We start from the raw sequence: 20605 nt of genomic DNA on the forward strand, positions 1-20605 counted from the left end.
GATGGCTTTACTATACCCTCGACCGGCGCGGCGACGCGAGCTTGTTCTCCGAGGTGGCCTGAGGCGGGCGTATCGGGGCGACGAGTGTTGAGCGTACTTGTAAAAAATGTAGGATAATTCTTGACTATTATTCAACGGGGTATCCGTCTCTTCATGCAAGCTCACTTTACATACGATGTCGAGATCTTGGTTGATGCCCGACCAGGGCTTGCCAGCGGCAACGCTGGTGTCGCGCAACTTCGAACTGCCGGGTATCGCGCGCCGGCCGGTGCACTGAGAAAGCGGCAAGGATGAGTCCCTGGCAAGTGCGCGACGTGCCGTTCAAGTTTCAGCTGAGCGACTGTACCTTGTTCCAAGTCAATGAAGGCGGCCTGCGCTACTTTGATTTCATCGAAGGCCAGTCCGATCGCAAGCGCCTGTTGGCCACCCACCAGCGCCAGTGCGCCCACATGTTTTTGGCACGGGCCACGCTGCGCAATGCCGCTATCGTGCGCAGTCACGCGTTGATGGACCGGTTCTCCGGCTGGGCCGGTGGCTTGCTGGACCATTACGGCGTCAAGGCGAAAGTACGCCGACTGATCCGCAGACATGGTTGAGGAGCGCGACCTGTCGTCCAATGCGCTGGCGCGGCGCGGTTTCGTGCGCGCGCATACCTCCGAGGCATGGGAACATGCCTACTTGCCCGACAACGGCTGGCGCGGCCCGCTGACGGTGGTCCGCGTCCCGGGCGCAGAAGTCGCGTTCGCGCGCAAGCGCACGGGCAAGCTGGACCTATGGGCGCTGGGCGGCTACTACTGGCCGTGGCGCGGCGTGGCCGTCGAGCCGGGCGGCGGCGAGCCTGCGCTGGCCGGGCTCGCCGCTGAACTGACCCGGCGGCCACGCGGCGCCGTGCTGCGCATGGGACCGCTCATCGACGGCGATACCGATACCCAGCGCTTCGTTACCCTGCTGCGCGCGCGCGGCTGGCGTGGCCTGAAGCAGGTGAGCGGGCAGGTGTTCGAACTGGCCTTGCCGGCGTCGGCGCAGGCGCTTCAGGCGCAAGTGAGCGCGTCGCTGTGGAAAAACATCGCCTACTTGCGGCGCCGCCTCGACAAGCAGGGCCCGGTGACCACGGAACGACATCGGCTCACCGTGGCGCAAGCGGGCGCGCTGCTGCAGCGCGCGGCGCTGGTCGAACAGGCGTCCTGGGTTGCGCAACAGGGAGGCGACGTCAAGCTCGTGGGCGCGCCGAATCAAGCCTACTGGTCACGACTGACGCAACACGGCGACGGGCCGGAGGTCGTGCTTTGGCTGCTCTCTTGCGGCGCACGCGACATCGCCTATTCGCTGCACCTCGAACACGGGCAGACGATGTGCATCGTGGCCAACGGCTATGACGAAGAGTTCAAGGCGTCGAGCCCGGGCTCGCTGCTCTCGCTCGACATTTTCCGCGACGCGATCGGGCGCGGCCTGCGCCTGGTCGACTGGGGCCAGGGCGACTCCGGTTACAAGCAGCGCTGGGGCGCGCTGCCGGGCGCGCGGATGATGAACCTGATCCTGTTCCGGCCGGGGCTAGTCGGCGCAGCCGGGTATCGGCTGCTGAAAACCGCCTTGTCCAGTTGGGAGCCGCTGTAGCATGCGCGCGCTCTGGAACCACGAGCGGGTGGAGCTGCTGCGGGAACGCGGCGGCCCGCGCAGTCTGGGCTTCTGGTTGCTGCGCAAGGCGCTGGCACTCGATGTGTACATGCTGTTCGCGGCGCCGCTGCGCGACGAGGGTACGGCATGCCCGCCGGGCTGTATGCTGCTGCGGCTGGCCTCCGAGGACGACTTGGCGCGCTGTCCCGACGGCCTGCTCGACCAGATTAACCCGCATACCGGGGCCGGGGTGCGTAAGGTGCTCGCGCAAGGTGGGCGGATCTACGCGCTGGTCGAGGACGGCGCTGTGCGATCGCAGATCCGGATCGACGTTGGCGCCGCCCGCACCGATACGCCGTGCCCGCTCAAGTGCGAGATGGGATCGCGTAATGCGTTCCTGAGCTTTTTGTACACGCACCCCGCAAGCCGGCGAGGCGGCTGGGCCAAGAAGCTGCTGGTGGCGACTGCGTCCAGCATGGCGCAAGAAGAGCTGCAGATGTGCTTCTCGCATGTGCAGGCGACCAACCTGCGCTCCGTGAACACCTTCCTCAGCCTGGGCTGGCAGCATGCAGGATGGCTGCTGGCCAGCCGGGGGGGGCGCTACCTCGGAACCGTCGGCGCCCATCGCGACCTGCGCATAGGGCGCTGAACACGCCTGATTCGCTCGCGCGGCACGCCAGTTCGCTGTGGTCGATCCAGGCTTTCGGGCGCGTTTCCCGTGCGTGCGGACCAGTATCCAGTGACCGAATTAATGATGGGCCACGTGGGCCGCCATGCGCGTCAGGGTGTGCCACAGCACGCCTTTGAGCAGCATGTTCCACGGCGCCATTTGTGCCGGCAACTCGAGCGTGGCCCCGGGCCACCCAGAATACCGCTCACGAAACGCCCACTCATGCAAGTGGGCGTTTTGGTTTCCGGGATCGTCTTTTCCCTGTGTCGGTCGATCTCCGCCCCCTCCTCAGACAGCGGCTCTTGATGCCGACTCCCCGTGTTGTCGTGCCGACCTTCCCAAGTTCAGGCAAGCATCCCGCTCCACTACCTGTTGTCTGGCCTTCAACGCCATAGCAATCGCCGGCATAGTTGCGCACTATTGAATACGGGGAATCCACAATTAATCATATTTGCCTAGGTAAATATAATTCTTATCTTTTCAGAATTATGGCTGTATTTGAAGAATCAAAAAATGAACAGTTTGGTTACCTGATCAGCCAAGCTCGCAACGCGTTGTTTGCAGCACTTGATAAAGAAATGCTGCCGCTGGACCTGACCGCGTCGCAGTTTGTCGTGGTCATCAGTGCGATGCGCAATCACGCGCGGACCGTCAACGAGTTTTGCCAGCTGGCCGGGATCGAGCCTGGCCCAATGTCGCGTCTGCTGGACCGTCTGGAAGCCAAGGGGATCGTCCGCAGGGTGCGCGACCTGGAAGACCGTCGCCAGGTCAATGTTGCCCTGACCGATAAAGGCGTCGCGCTCTGCCCACAGATCAACGCGGCGCTCCATAAGGTCTACGGGCAGTTGCTCAATGGATTCAGCGAACAGGAAGCGCAAGCTTTCAAGCATGCGCTGGAAAGAATTCTGCTCAATGCCAGACAGTAGTTTGCGCCATTGGTAGAAAAGTAATTCTTGAATACATCAGCTCGCGTCTGCGCACCGTTTTTTTTAAACAACGGCTGCCTGTCGCGTTCAATTTTTCTTAGGAGGACTCATCGCATGAGTCAAGAAACCAGCAAGAATCCAGCAGCGCCCGCCAGCGGCAAGCGCTTCTCCCGACGCAAGTTTATCGGAACCACTGTCGGCGCCGCAGCCGTGGTCGGCGGCTACTCGCTTGCATTCGGGGGCCAGTTCCGTGCTGCCAAGGCAGATCGCACGGTTGACGTGCTGCTGATCGGCGGTGGCATCATGAGCGCGACGCTGGGTGTTTATCTGTCCGAGCTCGAGCCGAAATGGACCTTCGAAGTATTCGAACGTCTGGACAAAGTTGCCGAGGAAAGTTCCAACGGCTGGAACAACGCGGGCACAGGTCATTCGGCGCTCTGCGAACTGAACTACACCCCGGTGGACGATAAAGGGCAAGTACAGATCACCAAGGCGATCGAGATCAACGAGAACTTCCAGATCTCTCGCCAATTCTGGGCGCATCAGGTGCGCAAGGGCGTGCTGGGCAATCCGCGCGAATTCATCAATTCGACGCCGCACATGAATCTGGTGTTTGGCAAGGAGAACCGGGACTTCATGCACAAGCGCGTTGCGGCGCTACAGGCATCACCGCTGTTCGCCGGCATGGAATTGACGACCGATCCGGCCACGATTACCGAATGGATTCCGCTCATGATGGAAGGCCGCAAACCGGACGAGATGCTTACCGCCACCCGTTCGCCGCTCGGCACCGACGTCAACCTGGGCGCGATTACCCGCCAGTTCTACAAGCATCTCAGCCAGACTGGCAGCAAGATCTCGACCGGGTATGAGGTCCGCTCGATCACGCGCAACGAGGATGGATCCTGGCGCGTGTCGGCGTTCGACGTCAACGACAGTTCCAAAGTCCAGACGGTTGATGCGCGCCACGTTTTCATCGGTGCAGGTGGCGCCGCATTGCCGCTGCTGCAGTTGTCGGGCATTCCTGAAGCGAAACAGTATGCCGGCTTCCCGGTCGGTGGCGAGTTCCTGGTCACCGAGAATCCGGCAATCGCCTCGCGCCATCTGGCCAAAGTGTACGGCCTGGCGGATACGGGTTCGCCACCGATGTCGGTGCCGCATCTGGACACCCGCGTGCTGGATGGTAAAACGGTATTGCTGTTCGGGCCATTCGCCACCTGGTCCACCCGATTCCTCAAGAATGGGGCTTATTCCGATATCGTGAAGGCAAGCACGCCCTCCAATATCATTCCGCAACTTCAAGTCGGCGCCCATGAGTTTGCACTTGTAAAATATCTCGCGCAGCAATTGCAGCTGTCCAAGGAAGAAAAAATGGCAGCGCTGCGCCGCTACATGCCCGAGGCAAAGGATGAAGATTGGCGTTTGTGGCAAGCTGGCCAGCGTGTGCAGATCATCAAGAACGTGCCCGACAAGGGCGGCGTACTGAAGCTTGGTACGGAAGTGGTGGTTTCCGAAGATCGCTCGGTGTCTGCGTTGTTGGGGGCGTCCCCAGGTGGCTCTACCTCGCCAGCGATCATGCTGTCGCTGCTGGAGAGAGTTTTCCCGGATCAAATGAAGACAGCCGCCTGGCAGGAAAAAATTCGCGAAATCGTTCCGTCCTATGGAAAAAAGCTGAATGAAAATGTACAGCTGCTGGCGGCCACCTGGGCAAGCACCGCTGAAACACTGCAGCTGACGATCGCGTCGCCAAGCCTGGAGAACTTCGCTCCAAGCGCGGCTGCAATCGTTCAACCTGGGCAAGTGAAAAGAGTGCCTGACATCGCGCTGTAGTGCCGCCTGGAACTCTCGGGTTCCCGGAACAATCCAGGGATTTCCCTAACCCATGCGCTGACGGGCGTCAGACCAAGACTCGGCTGACGCCCACGTCATTGTCGGCGCGGCGGTCACGAAACGCCAACCCATGCAGCTTGGCGTTGTCGCATTTAGTCGCCCAGCTGCTGCAATCCCTTCCCGCTAGCAGTTTCCTCGTGTTGCAGATCAACATCGAACAGCAGGTCTAAGCGCTGCTTTGTATTTACTGCTGGTCCGCATCCGATCAAGCCGCGTTGATAGCGCCAAGTTTTTGCGGTAAGCTCGCCCTTTACTTTTTTTATTTCCACGCGGATACGGTTAATGCTTTGCGACCTCTCCCAAAGCTACTCCAGGCATGACATGCCAGTGCCGTATCCGACCACATGGACCGCATGAGCCCCTCTCTGCCTGTCAGCGAATCCGACCAAGCCCATGCGCGTGCCACAGGTTTTTCGGAATGTGTGATTGCGCTGCGCCGCGCGCTGACCACCACGCCCGTCGGCTGGCTGCTTGCGGTGTGGTTTTGCTGGGGCATTGTTCCCCAAACTTCGATGATGTCTTGGCTGGGTACGGCTGCTGTCGTGTGGGCGTCCAGCTTGTGGGCGTTGCAGGGCGTGATCAAGGACGGCTCGCGTTATGAGCGTTATGCCAGGCGCGTCCACTGGGTCGCAGGTCTGGATGGCTTTGCCTGGGGTCTCATGATCTGGTTTCTGATGGGACACGACCCCATCCTGGACGCTACCCTTATCGCGCTGCTGTGTGGCGTCATCGCGGTCAATGCACAGGTCTATGCAACCTATACGATGGCCTTTTATCGGCAAATCGGCACGATCTGGATTGTTTCGCTCTTCGGCTTTTTGCTGCATGTTACTGACCAAAAGAGTGCTACCGATTATGCGGCCGGCATCACCGTTTTTATCGCGCTCATTGTGTATTACACGCGCGAAATTTCTAAACGCCTACTCGAAGGCATCCGCCTGCAACGCGCCAATGCTTCACTCGCCGAACGACTGCGTGTGGCGCTGCAAAAGGTCGAGTTGGACGCCGCCACCGACGCGTTGACAGGACAGGGTAACCGCAGGGCACTCGACGAACTCCTCAAACAACAAGCGGAGCTTTTCATTTCTAGTGGAAAATCTTTTTCCATCCTGATGCTGGACATCGACTTTTTTAAAACCATCAACGATAGATTCGGTCACATGATTGGCGACGATGTCCTGCGGGCCTTTGTCCAACGGGTGCGCGAATACCTGCGCCCAGGGGATGTTTGCGCGCGTTTTGGCGGTGAGGAGTTCGTCGTTGTCCTGCCCAGGACAAGCCTGGAAGAGGCTCGGGAAGTGGCAGAGCGTTTGCGCCTGGGTGTGGCACAGTCGCCCCTTCTCCAGGACCCGAGCTTGCACGTTACGGTATCGATCGGCGTTGCCAGCTTGGCGCCCAACCAGACTGTGGGTGATTTGCTTGCCACTGCGGACGCTTCAGTATATGCCGCAAAAAACGCGGGGCGCAACCAGGTACATCCGTGAAGACGGGACACACCTGGCAATCAATCTTTCTTTTCCCTGAATTCACCCTCGATCACCCTGTCGTCGGCGCTGTCGGAAGGGCTTCGGCCAGCGAACTTGAAGACCGACGATAACATTCGATCGAACATGGCTCGCCTCAACCAAGGGAAGGTGAGAAGAAAAGCCGTAACGAAACCTGTAAATGCCGCGGGCTCGTATTCGCCTCGCGACAGGAAGTACAGCAAGCAGAGTGCGAGTATGCTGACGATGAGTGGTCGACGTACAGGTTTGGGCAATAGACCGACAATGCGCAGCTTGCCTTTTCTTATCCACGGAAATCGTGCAAAAAGAGCGCCAAGCAGCAGTCCTGCCATGACCCGACCCGTGCCGAGATGATCGGCCAAGACCCCAATGACAAGGAAACCGGTGTAGGTCATCGTGCTGGCCAAAACTGCCAGCACCACGAATGCTACAGCGACCGTTAGCTTTGGCATACGTATCGCCGCTCTGACGAGAAAACCCAGAATTTTGTACTCCGGCAAATGGGAATCGGAATTTATCGCAAAGTTTAACAGCACTCTCTTGCGACGGTGGTTCGATCACGATGCGAATCCGCGGCCTTGCAATCGACCGAACATCCCCAAGATCAGGCTTGTCACACCCCGGTTTCGTTTCACTGACAAGGAGTACTGACATGGGCGCAAAAACAGGTTCCGGCAGTAAAGGCACGGCAAACGACACAGGCAAGTCCGGCAATGCCTCGGGCAGCAGGGTCGAGGAAGCAAGAGGCAAATCCTACGAGCATCGGCAAGGGGAAAACCCATCCGACAAAAGCGAACAGCACCAGGGCAAGCATCCGCCCAATACGATCTACAAGGGTCCCAAGGATTTGCACCAGTCCGGTGACCCGGACCGTGGGAACCGCCAGTCGGACAAAGGCTGAGCGCATTTCCCCAGGCACAGAACGACAACGCCAACCCAGCAGGTTGGCGTTGTCGTTTCCGGCATCTCTAATGCCTGTGTCTGGTTTGTCCGGTTCTAGATCGTTCCCTCCCTGCCACCGGTTTTGCCTGGGATGACCACATCATCCAGATCGATGTTCTCGTGCTCAAACAAGGCAGGGGAATTCTGGAAAGCCAGCTTTTTACGCTGACATCCAGCTTGTTTGCATTGCTCGCCATTACGCAATTCCATAAAGGCGGGACAATTCTTATAGTCATGATCAACGCAGGGCATATAACCTCCCAATAGGTTGATGGTTTAAGAGCTTGTCTCAGTTAACAGGCTATACCACAACGCGGAGGTTTGCCGAAAATATGTGCGTCTATTTTCAGCGTCCGCTCTGCGCCTGCGCCATCTCGAGTGCAGGCAAGGTGACCGTCAGGAAGGAAGAGACTTGCGCGATCAGGTCTGCGGCTTGCTGGCGCACCTGCCCCATCTGCAGAATCGACAGTTCGGCCTGGCGAACCGCTTGCTGGATCAGCGTACGGCGCTGCGTCAGCGCATCCAGCAGGGTCGCGTCCGCCGCGCCGCCGGCCAGTGTCGCCACGACGGCAAGCACAGCCCCGTGCAGGCTCAGGTTCTGCGCCGACTCTTCCAGCTTGCGGGTCGCTCCCTCGCTGTCCGCCATCAGCTGCAGGAGCTGGGCACGGGATGCGGTCAACGCCGGCTTGTACTGGGCAGGCGGCATCGGGCGGTGGAACAGCTTGCCGAACACGCCGGTCGGCGCCCTGGTGCTCTCGAGCGCGGCGTCGAGCAAGGCAGGCACTGCCATCTGCGTGAATCTCAACACCAGGTCGGTCATGGGCTGGAGCAGCGCGGCCTGTTCCATCAAAGGCCCCTCCGCCCATTCGGTGACCAATGACAGCCTGACCGGCAGGATGCGGCGGAACAGGGCGGCGAGGCGCTGTTCCGCGTGGTCGAACAGGCGTGGATAGTCGGCCCTGGCGATCGCCAGGGCGTCGCGTACCGCCGGATGGTCTTCGCTCTCGAACAGCGCCTTCGGTCCGGCTTTCGGGCTTGCCGGCGCCGGCGCTGCGGGAAGTTCGCCGAAGTCGAAGGCCCGCGGCAGCGCCGGACGCTCGGCCGGATCAGGGGCCGGCGCCGGCTCCCCGCCGAAATCGAATGCCTTGGGTGTCTGGTGTGTCATCGCTCGCGCGGCGTCGGGAAAGGCGGGAGCGCCCGGTTCTCAGACAGTGCCGCCCAGCTTGCGGATGAAGGTCGCCAGGTTCAGCTTGAAACCGGCGCCGACGGCCTGGAAGCGCCATTCGCCCTCCTTGCGGTACAGCGAGCCGAACTGCAGCGCGGTCTTGTCCGAGTAGTCTTCGTCGAGGTCATACTCCGCGATCGTTTCGCCGGTCTCGTCGTTATACACCTTCACGTAGGCGTCAGTGACACGGCCGAAGGTCTGCTTGCGGGCTTCGGCGTCGTGGATGGTGACCACGATCGGCATCTCCACGACCTCCGCCTCGACCCTGGCCAGGTCGACGGTGATGACTTCGTCGTCGCCATCCTTGTCGCCCGTGCGGTTGTCGCCCGAGTGCACCACGGCCCCATCCGGCGAGGTGGTGTGGTTGTAATAGACGAAGTGGGCATTGCTGATCATGACCGGATGGTCGCTCGCATCTTTCCTGCACAGGAAGACCGAGGAGTCGAGGTCGAAGGGCTGGCCGTCGGCCGCATTGACCTTCCAGCCGAGGCCGATACGGACGCGCTTCAAGCCCGGAGCGGTCTTTTCGAGGTTGATGCGATGGCCGGTTGCAAGCGTCGTCGACATGGTGCTCCTTGTATGGTGAGAATGGTTGGTTCGGGATCAGGCCGCGGTCGAGAACCGGGCAATCAGCTCGCGCTCCAGTTCCTGCAGTTTCGGCAGCTCGTCCTTGCGGCGCTGCTGGCCTTCGTTCGAGATTTGCTCGAGCTTGTCGAAAGCGGTCACCAGCTGGGTCTGGACGTGCTGGGCGGTTTCAAGGCTGACCAGGGAACGCTGCTTGGTGCGGGCCACCGTCTCGGTATTTTCCAACAACATGTCGGCCTGGGCGCGGAATGCCGCATCGGTGGCGTCGTAGGCAGCGTTGGCGACCGCCGCGCTCTGCTTGGCCTCCAGTTGCAGCAGGTAGAGCGAGAATACGTTGCGCCAGGCCGGAATCGACACGTTGACGATATCCGTGAAGGTATCCGTCAGCGCCCTGGCATTGTCTTGCGACAGGCGAATCTGCGGCACCATCTGCGTGGCCATCAGCATGGCGCGGCGCAGGTCGTCGATGCGCTTTTCGAGACGCTCGAGACGGCGCTTGAGCTCGGTGGCCTGCTGTGCTTCGAAGGCGTTAACCGGCGCAGCTTGCTGCGCGACCGCCTGCCTGAGCTTTTCCGCCCAGGCTTCGCCCTTCTTCACATCCGTATCCAGGCCCTGATAGTAGGTCTCCAGGCCTTTATACATCTCGTCGAAATCCTGGATGCGCGCCCGGTGCACGTTGGCGTGACGCGTCATCTCCCCGATCAAGGTGTCCATGCGCGATTCGACCATCTGGTACTGCGACAGCATCTTTTCCTTGACCGAGCCGAACATGTTCGTGACGCGCGACAGCAGGCCACCAGAGCGGAGCTTGGCCGGATCCAGGCCCTTGGAGGTCGCAATCAGTTCATTCAGCTGCGTTCCGAACACATCCGCATCCGACGCACGTACGGTGCCAAGCAACTTGGCGGACACCTTCGCCACGCCCGCGCCGGTGGAGCCGCCCAGGGCCTCGATGGCCTTGTCGTCGATACCGGAAATATCGACACGTACCAGGGGCGCCGCACTCGTCTCCGGACGCAAGGCCGGCAGCACGTCCGGCGTAGCGGCTGGATTCAGTAAGGGCGCCATCGCGGGTGCGGGCGTCGTGGATGCTGCGTTCGCTTCTTCGTCGGAGGAGAACAGCGGTTTCATAACATTCCTTCAGGTTGAAGTGACAACATGAATAGCTTACCACCGGACAATTCGGCCGAGCGAGTAGCAGGGATTCGATCAGTATAACTAAGCCCAAATTGCTGAGTCGGCAATGCTTTGTGAAATATCTGCGGCGCCTGCGCAACAGAGCGCGAACATTGTTGCCCACGGGCATTGACACAGGTATTCTGCTTACAGGATTTAGTTCTACTTAGCAATAATAATTATCTTCGAGATAAGGCCGAAAGCCTGGGGATTGACCAAGCATGTCCGATAATTTCAATATACCAATAGATCAGCTACAGGTCGGGCTGTATATCCACCTCGACCTGAAATGGTTCGAGCATCCCTTCGCTTTCAGCCATTTCAAGATCAAGAATGAAGAACAGCTCAGGACCATACGGAGCCTGGGCCTGAAGACCGTCCGCTACGACCCGGCACTCAGCGACGTCGGCCCTGCCGCCGGCGCGACGGATACGCCGCCGGCAAGCCCGGCGCCGGCGGTGGAAAACCAGCCCGAGGTCTCACCCGAACTGCAAGCCAAGCGCGCGATGATGGAACGGATCAAGGCGCAGCGCCAGGATGCCGCACGCGTCGAACATGCCTTCATCAATACTGCCAAGGCGTTTCGCGAGATCGACAAGAACCTGTTTGCCCAGCCGGCCGAGAGCTTGAGCAAGGCCAACCAGTTGATCACGCAGATGGTCGATTCGATCCTGAGCGCACCCGAGCTGGCCATCCACGTCATGGGGGACAAGACGGGTGGCGAAGAAATCTACAACCATTCCCTGAACGTGACCACGCTGTCGATGATGATCGCGCGCGACATCAAGTTGCCGCAAGAGGTGGCCGGTCCGCTGGCCATGGGCGCGCTCTTCCACGACGTCGGGCACAAGAACATCTCCGACAAGGTTCTCTCGAAGATGGACCCGCTGACCCAGGCCGAGAAGAACCTCTACGAACTGCACTGCCACTATGGAACCGAGATCGGCGAGCGCCTGGGTTTTCCGCGCGCCTGCATGTCCGTCATCGCCGACCATCACGAGGCCTTCGATGGCAGCGGCTACCCGCGCAAGCTCAAGGGCGAGGCGATCGGCGTACTCCCACGCATCGTCGCCATCGCCAACTGCTACGACGAATTGTGCAACCCCGTGCATGGTGCCGCCGCCCTGACGCCGCATGAGACCCTGTCGATCATGTTCACCAAGCTGCGCAGCAAGTTCGACCCCAAGCTGCTGCAGGTCTTCATCCGTTGTCTCGGCGTCTATCCGCCGGGCACCATCGTCCAGCTTTCCAACGGCGTGATCGGCATGGTGGCCACCGTTAACATGAAGCGGCCGATGAAGCCGGTCGTCGTCATCTACGATGCGGGAGTTTCCCGGGATGAGGCGATCCTGGTCGACATGGATCGCGAACCGGACCTGAATATCGTGAAGTCGATCCGGCCGGCGCAAGTCCCGCAGGAGATCTATCACTACCTGAGCCCGCGCAAACGTGTCAGCTACTACTTCGATGCGAGCACACCGGGGGCCGCCCTGTCATGAAAAACCTGCAGCAACTGATGCTCGATCACAGCCCGAGCATGATCCTGCTCGTTGAGCCGAACGATCTGCGCATCGTCCAGCTCAACCAGGTTGCTGCGCAGGTGCTCGGCTACGGCGAAGAGCAACTGCTGGGCATGCAGATCACCGATATCGAGAGTTCCTTGCAGGACGTTTTCTATTGGGAAGATGTCCGCAACGGGCAATACCTTGCCGTCGATGCCCAGCGCGGAGAATATCAACGCGCCGACGGCTCACTGCTGGCGGTCACGAAATCCATCCGCGTCCTGCATCACGAGGACACGCCCCTGCTGCTGGTGCAGGCCCGCGATGCCCAGCACGAGCAACAGGTCGAAGACGTGCTCGAGCAAACCCTGTCGCAGCTGCGGGCCACCCTGGAATCGACCGGCAACGGCATCCTGGTGCTGGACTGGCACGGCAACATCACCAGCATGAACCGCCTCTGCAGCACGATGTGGAATATTCCCGAAAACTTGCTGCTGGCGCGCGACGATGCCGCCATCTTTGAATTCCTGTCCGCCAGCGTGCTGGAATCCGACCGCTGCCGCAGCAGCCTGCGCGAGGTCGTCGACCGGAACGAGGCCGAGGACCTGTTCCGGCTCAAGGATGGCCGGGTCTTCGAGTGCAAGTCGCGGCCCCAGTATCTGCACGAACGCATCATCGGGCGGGTGTTCGGTTACACCGACATCACCGAGCGCCAACTGGCCGAGGAAGCGCTGCGGCAATCCCGCGACCAGCTCGAGGAAAGAGTGCTCGAGCGCACGGCTGACCTGCAAAGGGCAAACGAAACCCTGCAGACCGAAAAGGCACGCCAGGAAGAATTGATCAAGAAACTGGGCGAGGCCCAGAGCCAACTCTTGCAATCGGAAAAGATGGCGTCGATCGGCGTGCTGGCCGCCGGGGTGGCGCACGAGATCAACAATCCGATCGGCTTCATCAACTCCAACATGGGCAGCCTGCAGCGGTATACGCAAGACATGCTGAGGCTGCTCGATGCCTACGAAGCGCATGAAGCGAGCCTGAGCCCGGCCGACCGCCAGGAGATCGAGCGTCTCAAGGAAGAAATCGATGCGGCGTACTTGCGTGAAGACCTGGGCAGTCTCCTGTCGGAATCGCTCGAAGGCCTGGACCGCGTCAAACGCATCGTGAAAGACATGAAGGACTTCTCGCACGTGGATGGGGGCGAGCGCCAGCATGCCGACCTGGAGGCCGGACTCGACAGCACGCTCAACGTGGTCTGGAACGAAGTCAAGTACAAGGCCGAGGTGATCAAGGAGTATGGGCGTATCCCCTCGGTCGAGTGCTTCCCGTCCCAGCTGAACCAGGTGTTCATGAATTTGCTGATCAATGCGGCGCATGCGATCGAAGAGCGCGGCCGCATTACCATCCGCACCGGCCATGACGAGTACCAGGTATGGGTCGAGGTCGAGGACACCGGCAAGGGCATCCAGCCTGCCCACCTGAGCCGGATCTTCGAACCCTTCTTTACCACCAAACCGGTGGGCCAGGGCACCGGGCTCGGACTCTCGCTGTCCTACGGAATCCTGCAAAAGCACGGCGGACTCATCGACGTTAAAAGCAAACCGGGCGTCGGCACCGTGTTCAAGGTCATCCTGCCACGGCAGGCTCAAGCCGGCAGCGCCCCTCCGGCGGCCTGACGGAAGCAATTTCGGCCTGCCCGCTTGGCGTCGTACATGGCCTGGTCGGCCGCCTTCACGAGCATTTCCGGGGTCATCCCGGCTTCGAAACAGGCCACGCCGATGCTGGTGCTGACCTGCAGCGCCCTGCCGCCGACATGAAACACCGGCACCATGGCCTCGACGATCTTGCGGGCGATCACCGCCGCATCGTTCGGGTGATGCAGTCCTTCCGCGAACAGGACGAATTCGTCGCCGCCGAGCCGCGCCATGAAATCGGACTCGCGTAGCACCTGGCGCACCCGCTGGGCGAACATGCGGATGACCTCGTCGCCCGCATCGTGGCCGTAGGTGTCGTTGATCTGCTTGAAGCGGTCGATATCGAAGTACATCAGCACCAGCCCCGGGCGCCGCTGGGCGCGCTTGACGGCGTCTTCCAGCTGGTTCTGGAAATAGCCCCGGTTTGGCAGCCCGGTCAGGACGTCGTAGTTGGCACGCCGGAACAGCTCCTGTTCCATGTACTTGCGCGCCGTAATATCCTCTGTCACGACCAGCACGCCCATCGCCTGGCCCTGCTCGTCCCGTAGCGGAATCTTGCTGGTCTCGATCCAGCATTCCGTGCCGTCCTTGCGCAGGTCGGTGGCCTGCATGTGCATCCGCGCCACCCCCGACTGCATCACGTCCTGGTCCACCTTCCGGTAATGCTCCGCCATCTCCTTCCAGCGGGCGAAATCGGCATCGGTCTTGCCGATCAGTTCATCGGGACTGTCCAGTCCGGCCTCGACCAGCAGGGAGCGATTACTCCCCTGGAAGACACCGTCCAGATCTTTCCAGAACACGCTCTGCGGAATATTGTCGATAATGAGCTGGAGCATTTGCCGGGACTCATAAAGTGCCTGCTCGGCTTGCTTGCGGTCGGTGATGTTCTCGGCAAATCCAAGCACATGGGTCACCTTGCCGCCGGCGCTCATCGGGACCAGTACGACCGACACGTCCGAACGGCGCCCGCCGGCGTCGATGATCTTGTTGGTGTACGCAACAGTTTTCCCATCAAGTACTTCTTTGAAATGCTGCGCCACCATGCCGCGCTGCTCCTCTGCGATGAAGGCCTGGACCGGCGTCCCGATCAGGGCATCACAGCTGACGCCCAGCTCCTTGGCCAGTTGCTGGTTGGCGTGGATGAAGCGCTGCTCAGCGTCAACCGCATAGACCGCGAACGGATGCTTCTCGAAGAAGCCGGCAAAGCGCTGGCTGAAGTCGCGCATCGAGCGCTTGTGCGACAGGTAGCGCGGCCAGGCCGACGCGGCATAACCCGCAATCAGGGTCAGCAGCAGGCCGAGCGCCAGCACCGCCGCTCCCGTCCACGCCGCCTTTGCCTCGAGCGAAGCTTTCTTCGCGTAGAAGTGGACTAGCCAGGTCCGGTTGGCAAACCCGATGTCGGCACGGTGGGCAAGCAAATGGGCGGAATCCTTCGCCAGTGCATGGGCTTTGCCATCGGCGTCGAAAATCAGGTTGCTGCGGGCCCGAGTGCCGTCGAAAACCTCGACGTCGAACAGGCTGGCCAGGCGCCCGTTATCGAAGCGCAGGAAGAGCTTGTCGACATACATGGCAGAAAAAATGAAGCCCGTCAGCCCACCCTGCTGTCGCGCGCGCGCGGCGGACGAGCCGGCATGCATGCTGCGCACCGGCGAAAACACCAGCACGACCGGGCGTTTCGACGGGTGCTTGATATCCGCGTGCACCCGTGTCGCCACCGGCTCGTCGCGCTCCTCGGCTTCCTGCATTGCGGCCCATCGTTCAGGAATGGACGAGAAGTCGATACCGCGCAGCCGCGCCGCCCGCGTCGGATCGGTCGCATCCACCGCGTAGAGCAGCGGGTAGTTCACGCCGGTGTCGGGCCGCAGGCCCGAGATACGGTAGCCGGGGAAGGTCTTGCCGGCCTCGGCCTCGAAGCGCGCGGCGCGCCCCTCCGGCACCCTGGGAAGATAGCCGAAGGAACTCGCGCCATCCAGCCGTTCGAACACCCGGCTGGCCCCGATGTAATTGTCGAACTCCTCGGCGCGGATGCCATACGATGCGCTGAAGAAGGCGGCGAGGGCATTGTCCGCGCCCTCGTACAGCGCCAGCCGGTTACGCAGCAGATGGGCGTAATTTTCGGCCGTTTCCTGCAGCTGGGCGAGCTGTTCCGCCTCGCTGTGGCGGACGCCGGCAAAATAGCCGTAGGCCGAGGCGGCCAGGCCGGCTGCGAAAACCACGACGGGAAGCCCGATACGGCGGACCGAGCTCGTGATGGTGGCGGCGAATGAAGGCATGGTTCCCCGTGCAGGTGCTGATGCCGTGCGTGTCAGGCTGGCGCCACGCTGTTGCCATGGATGAGCCAGTGATAGCGGAAGGCTTCTGCGATACTGTTGCGTAAGGCGTCGTCGTCCCAGGGCTTGGCATGGAAGCGGAACACCGCGCCGCTGTTGGTGGCGGCGATGATCGCGTCGACCGCGGTATAGCCCGACAACATGATGCGGATGGTGTCCGGGTACATGGCCTTGACCCGCGACAGGAACTCGGTGCCGTTCATGCCGGGCATGCGTTCGTCCGACAACACCACCTGCACCTCGTGCATGGCCAGCAGCGCCAGCCCCTCCTGACCCGACTTGGCGCGCAGGATCCGGTAGCCGTCGCGCCGCAGCAGCCGGTACAGCGCCGCGCTCACGTTTTCCTCGTCGTCGACGATGAGGAGGGTCCGCTGGCCGGATACCGCAGCCTCGGCCTGCGGCTGCGCCCTGTCCTCGAGCAGCAGGCGTTCGAAGTCGGCCGCTGCCAGCGGGCGGCTGAACAAATAGCCCTGGATCTGGTCGCAGCGATGCCGCTGCAGGTAGGCGAACTGCTCCTCGGTCTCGACGCCTTCGGCGATCACCTGCAGCTGCAGGCTCTGGCCAAGCGTGATGATCGAGCGCGCGATCACGGCATCGTCAGGGTCGGTCGCCAGGTTGCGCACGAAGGATTTGTCGATCTTCAGGACATCGATCGGGAAACGCTTGAGATAGGAAAGGCTGGAGTAACCGGTGCCGAAGTCGTCCAGCGACAGCTTGACGCCGATCGCCTTCAGGCGCTGCATGACGCCCAGCGCGTGCTCGACATCGGCCATGACCTGGCTTTCCGTCAGTTCGATGTCCAGACACTCGGCCGCGAGTCCGGTTTCACTGAGCGTCCTGCCGACCAGGCCGACCAGGTCATCGTGGTAGAGCTGGCTTGCCGCGAGGTTCACGGCTACCCGCAGTTTTCCGGACACCAGGCTCTGCCATTGCTTGGCGTGGGCACAGGCGGTGCGCATGACCCAGGCGCCGATCGGCACGATCAGTCCGGTTTCCTCGGCGATGCGGATGAAGCGGTCGGGCGCCACCATGCCGAGTTCCGGATGCTGCCAGCGCAGCAGGGCTTCCATGCCGACGATGCGGCGGTCGCTCGCATTGACCTGCGGCTGGAAGTGCAGCAGCAGCTGGCCGCGCTCGAGCGCATGGCGCAGGTCGCGCTCGAGGCGCAGCCGGTCGCCCGCGCGCTCGTTCATCGCTGGGGTAAAGAATTCCAGGTGATTGCTGCGTACTGCCTTCGCCTGCCCCATCGCCACATGGGCGTTCCTCATCAGCGTTTCGGCATCGTCGCCGTCCTTCGGACCGGAGGCGATGCCCATGCTCGAACCCAGGAAGTGCTCGTGCCCGTTGACCTGCAGCGGCGCGGCGATCGCTTCCTTGATGCGCTGCAGCCTGGCCACCACGGCATGCTCGTCAATCCCGTCGGCGAACAGCAGCATGAGCTCGTCGCCCCCGACGCGCGCCGCCGTGTCGCCGGCGCCGAGCAGGCCCTGCACGCGCTGGGCAAGCAGCTGCAGCACCATGTCGCCGGCCTGGTGGCCCACTGTTTCGTTGACGAGCTTGAAGCGGTCGATATTGATGCTGGCGATCCAGACCTGGCTGGCCTGGGCCAGGGCCTTGCCAATGGCGGCGCCGGTCCGGCCGACCAGCAGCGAACGGCTGGCAAGCCCGGTCACCGCATCGTAGTGGGCCTGGTACTCCAGTTCCGCCTGGTACTGCTTGGCGGCGCTGATGTCGTACATGACGTTCAGGAAGTGGGTCACGCTGCCGCTGCCATCCCGTACCGGCGAGCAGTAGCATTCCAGCCAGACCAGGCTGCCGTCCGGGCGGTAGCTGCGGACCGCCGCGTGGCCTTCGCGCTGCTGCGCCAGTGCGCCGTCCAGCTCGGCGATGGCAGCTTGCCCGCAGTCCTCGCCGAACAGCAGCATCAGCGGCTTGCCGAGCACCTCGGCGGCCGGATAGCCGGTGACGCGCTCGAAGGCCGGGTTGACGTACTCGACCGGATAATCGGGCCCCCGGGCGCTCCGGATGACGATCGGATTGGCGCTCGCTTCGATCGCGCGGCGCAGCAGGCGCAGCCGTTCTTCGCTCTGGCGTGCGTTCTGCCCGGCACGCTCGCGTTCGATGGCGATGCTGATCGTATGGGCGCAGGAGCCGAGGATCTCGAGCTCGACCGGGACCGGCGGGCGCGCCCCCCGGGTATATACGTCGATGGTGCCGAACACTTCACCGCCGTTGCCCAGGATCGGGTAAGACCAGCAGGCCCCTACCGAGGACGCGCGGGCGGCCAGGCCGGCCTCGTCCCATGCAGGTTCGGCGCGCAGGTCGGCGACGATCACGGGACGGCGCGACAGCACGGCACGCCCGCATGGCAGTCCCTCCTCGCGGACGGCGGCGCCATCGAGTGCCTGTTCCAGGCCGTCGGGCAGGCCGGACGCGACCGCCCGGCGCAGGCCGTCCCCACTGTCGCCGAGGAGCATGACGGCGCAGCCGGCCAGCGGATCGGAGGCGGCGATGATATGGGTTGCCGCCTTGAGGACGTCCAGCAGTGTGGCGCCGGCCGCGATGTTCTCCAGCAGCCGGGTCTGCTCGTCCTTGAACACGCGCAGGCGGCGGCGCTCGGTGATATCGTCGAAATAGACGGTCACGCCCTCGCTCGACGGCGACACCCGGATCGTGAACCAGTAAGCGCTCGCGGCATGGAAAAACTCGAAGGACTCGGTGCTGCCCTGCTCAGACGCGCGCCGGTATTCGTGTTCGAGCGCGGACCCGACCAGCTCCGGATACTCGTCCCACAGGCATTTGCCGAGCATGGTTTCGCGGCTGCGGCACAGCAGCCGCTCGGCTTCCTTGTTCACATAGGTAAAGCGCCAGTCGGCATCGAGCGAATAATAGGCGTCGGTGATGGACTCGAGAATGGTGCCCAGGCTGGTGGCCAGGCGGCTGATCCGGTCGTTCGCCAGCTTGCTGTCGTGGTGGTCGGTGGCGCTGCCATACCATTTGACGATGCTGCCGTGGTCGTCCCGGATCGGCAGGGCGCGCACCTGGTGCCAGCGGTAGCTGCTGTCGGCGGCCCGGAAGATGCGGTATTCGGTCTCGAACACCTCGCCTTTGGCTACCGCGCCGCGCCATGCGGCCAGGGTGGGCGGGACGTCGTCCGGATGCAGGATCCGGGTCCATCCTTGCCCGGGGCCGAACAGGTCATCCACACCCGCATAGGTGCGCGCCAGGTCGTTGGCGTAATCGACACTGCCGTCCGGCTCCGCGGTCCACACGATCTGCGGCATCGCATCGGCCAGCTGGCGGAAACGCTGGTCGCTGCGGAACAGGCTCTCGGCGGCCTGCGCTTCGCGCGCAGCCTGGTCCGCCGCCCGGCGCGCCGCGTCACGCTCGCGGGTTCCCTTGAACATCACCCAGGCGCTCCAGGCGAGCAGCAGCGTCAGGATGCCGGTGCTCCACATTGCCGCCTGGCGTACCCGCCGGTAGGGCGCCAGCACGGCCTCGATCGAGCGGCCGATCGTGATCGTCAGGCTGTGCTGGGGCAAGGTATGCCAGGCGTACTGGCGGTCGATGCCATCGATCGGCGACAGCATGCGGAAGACCCCGGAGACCTCGGCGCCCTGCCTGGCAAAGGGCGCATCGTGCAGGACGTGCCGGCGGGCGCCGGACGCTTCGGGCGAGCGCGCCAGGATCTGGCCGCCCGCCCGCACCAGCATGATCACCGGATCGCGCCCCAGCACGATCTTGTGCGAAAAGCGCAGGAAATAGTCAGGCGCCACCGACAGCACGATGACGCCGGCAAAGCGTCCGTCCTTGAGCAGGGGCCGGGAAAACACGATGCCGCGCAGCCCGGACACGCGCCCAGTGACGGGTTCGCTGATGAACAGCTGATCGCGCCCGGCGTCGCGCAGGACGCTGAAATAGTCACGGTCGCTCAGGTCGACCTGCCCTGCCTCGGCACGGTTCGTGAACACGAGCCTGCCGTCCGCATCGAGGATGCTGACCCAGGCGGCCGCCGTGTCGCTGAGTTGCGACTGGCGCAGGCGCAGCTTGCCGGCGAAATTGTGGGGTTCTTCCAGCCATCGCTCGCGCAGGTCGAGCAGGCTCTGTTCCACCGCGCGCACCGAGGTCTGCGCTTCTTCAGCCATCACCCTGGTCAGGTTGCCGGTCTCCGTTCCCGCATTCTCGAGCGTCCTGTCGTGCACATGCTGCAGGAAAGCCGCAGCCACCAGCCACAGCGCCGGCAGCAGAGCGGCCAGCAGCATTGCCGGCTGGCCCGCAACCGGGCGGCCGAGGCCATGGGCAAGCCTGGCCCTGATGGCACGGACGATGGATGTGCGCCGGTGCTGGTCCTGGGACAGGCCGTCAACGCGCAGCGCGGCCTCGTAGCTGGGGCCTTCCCCACTGTCGATACAATTGTTTTGTCGTGTGTCGGCCACGTGCGGCTCCCTGTGAAATCACGTCCAGCATGAACAGCGTCCCATGGACGGGCCCATGCTGTGTCGTAGGTGTTCCTTCAGGGTTGCAGAAGGTAAAGCAAGCCGATGGACTG

The 20605-nt window shown here is 62.4% G+C and carries 15 protein-coding genes; 9 read left to right on the forward strand and 6 right to left on the reverse strand.

Annotated features, from left to right (window positions below):
• The first annotated feature begins 290 nt into the window (after positions 1 to 290).
• The 6 genes from ACSQ25_RS21530 to ACSQ25_RS21555 all read left to right on the forward strand — a co-directional run bounded on the left by ACSQ25_RS21530 (position 291) and on the right by ACSQ25_RS21555 (position 6584).
• A complete protein-coding gene (locus tag ACSQ25_RS21530) occupies positions 291 to 596 on the forward strand; it encodes a hypothetical protein (RefSeq protein WP_436107686.1) in 306 nt (101 codons plus the stop codon).
• Entirely contained in the window at positions 589 to 1614 is a 1026-nt protein-coding gene (locus tag ACSQ25_RS21535) for a GNAT family N-acetyltransferase (RefSeq protein ID WP_436107687.1), read from the forward strand. Before ACSQ25_RS21530 ends, ACSQ25_RS21535 begins: the two co-directional genes overlap by 8 nt.
• 1 nt (position 1615) lies before the next feature.
• A complete protein-coding gene (locus ACSQ25_RS21540; protein WP_436107688.1) occupies positions 1616 to 2263 on the forward strand; it encodes a GNAT family N-acetyltransferase in 648 nt (215 codons plus the stop codon).
• 509 nt (positions 2264 to 2772) lie between these two features.
• Positions 2773 to 3210, forward strand: coding sequence for a MarR family winged helix-turn-helix transcriptional regulator (locus ACSQ25_RS21545; RefSeq protein ID WP_436107689.1), 438 nt, complete (start codon positions 2773 to 2775; stop codon positions 3208 to 3210).
• A 114-nt stretch (positions 3211 to 3324) separates the two neighbouring features.
• The gene (mqo, locus tag ACSQ25_RS21550) at positions 3325 to 5040 is read left to right on the forward strand and encodes a malate dehydrogenase (quinone) (RefSeq protein WP_436107690.1); all 1716 of its coding nucleotides are present in this window, start codon (positions 3325 to 3327) and stop codon (positions 5038 to 5040) included.
• Positions 5041 to 5444: 404 nt separating this feature from the next.
• Positions 5445 to 6584, forward strand: a complete 1140-nt coding sequence (locus ACSQ25_RS21555) for a diguanylate cyclase (RefSeq protein WP_436107691.1) — start codon at positions 5445 to 5447, stop codon at positions 6582 to 6584.
• A gap of 20 nt (positions 6585 to 6604) precedes the next feature.
• Here the strand turns inward: ACSQ25_RS21555 and ACSQ25_RS21560 are convergent, their stop codons facing one another.
• Positions 6605 to 7057 carry a hypothetical protein gene (locus tag ACSQ25_RS21560; protein ID WP_436107692.1) on the reverse strand — a complete coding sequence of 151 codons (453 nt, stop codon included), beginning with the start codon at positions 7055 to 7057 and terminating at the stop codon, positions 6605 to 6607.
• A 200-nt stretch (positions 7058 to 7257) separates the two neighbouring features.
• Here ACSQ25_RS21560 and ACSQ25_RS21565 point away from each other — a divergent pair, with 200 nt between their 5' ends.
• On the forward strand, positions 7258 to 7506 hold the full coding sequence (locus tag ACSQ25_RS21565; RefSeq protein WP_436107693.1) for a hypothetical protein: 249 nt from the start codon (positions 7258 to 7260) through the stop codon (positions 7504 to 7506).
• Positions 7507 to 7893: 387 nt separating this feature from the next.
• Here the strand turns inward: ACSQ25_RS21565 and ACSQ25_RS21570 are convergent, their stop codons facing one another.
• Genes ACSQ25_RS21570 through ACSQ25_RS21580 form a run of 3 tightly spaced genes read right to left on the reverse strand, consistent with a single transcriptional unit; the run spans position 7894 to position 10488 of the window.
• The gene (locus ACSQ25_RS21570) at positions 7894 to 8712 is read right to left on the reverse strand and encodes a hypothetical protein (RefSeq protein ID WP_436107694.1); all 819 of its coding nucleotides are present in this window, start codon (positions 8710 to 8712) and stop codon (positions 7894 to 7896) included.
• A 39-nt stretch (positions 8713 to 8751) separates the two neighbouring features.
• Positions 8752 to 9339 carry a TerD family protein gene (locus tag ACSQ25_RS21575; protein WP_436107695.1) on the reverse strand — a complete coding sequence of 196 codons (588 nt, stop codon included), beginning with the start codon at positions 9337 to 9339 and terminating at the stop codon, positions 8752 to 8754.
• A gap of 36 nt (positions 9340 to 9375) precedes the next feature.
• Entirely contained in the window at positions 9376 to 10488 is a 1113-nt protein-coding gene (locus ACSQ25_RS21580; RefSeq protein WP_436107696.1) for a toxic anion resistance protein, read from the reverse strand.
• Positions 10489 to 10754: 266 nt separating this feature from the next.
• Here ACSQ25_RS21580 and ACSQ25_RS21585 point away from each other — a divergent pair, with 266 nt between their 5' ends.
• Together ACSQ25_RS21585 and ACSQ25_RS21590 are read left to right on the forward strand one after the other, a co-directional pair.
• Complete coding sequence (locus tag ACSQ25_RS21585) at positions 10755 to 12032, forward strand: HD-GYP domain-containing protein (protein WP_436107697.1); 1278 nt, start codon at positions 10755 to 10757, stop codon at positions 12030 to 12032.
• Positions 12029 to 13708, forward strand: coding sequence for an ATP-binding protein (locus ACSQ25_RS21590; RefSeq protein WP_436107698.1), 1680 nt, complete (start codon positions 12029 to 12031; stop codon positions 13706 to 13708). The genes ACSQ25_RS21585 and ACSQ25_RS21590 overlap by 4 nt, the downstream gene beginning before the upstream one ends.
• Here ACSQ25_RS21590 and ACSQ25_RS21595 read toward each other — a convergent pair.
• On the reverse strand, positions 13678 to 15999 hold the full coding sequence (locus tag ACSQ25_RS21595) for a diguanylate cyclase domain-containing protein (RefSeq protein WP_436107699.1): 2322 nt from the start codon (positions 15997 to 15999) through the stop codon (positions 13678 to 13680). The two genes, ACSQ25_RS21590 and ACSQ25_RS21595, sit on opposite strands and share 31 nt — an antisense overlap.
• A 32-nt stretch (positions 16000 to 16031) precedes the next feature.
• Entirely contained in the window at positions 16032 to 20492 is a 4461-nt protein-coding gene (locus tag ACSQ25_RS21600) for an EAL domain-containing protein (protein ID WP_436107700.1), read from the reverse strand.
• Positions 20493 to 20605 lie beyond the last annotated feature (113 nt).

This window comes from Massilia sp. LjRoot122, assembly GCF_964252725.1.
Classification (GTDB): domain Bacteria; phylum Pseudomonadota; class Gammaproteobacteria; order Burkholderiales; family Burkholderiaceae_D; genus Telluria.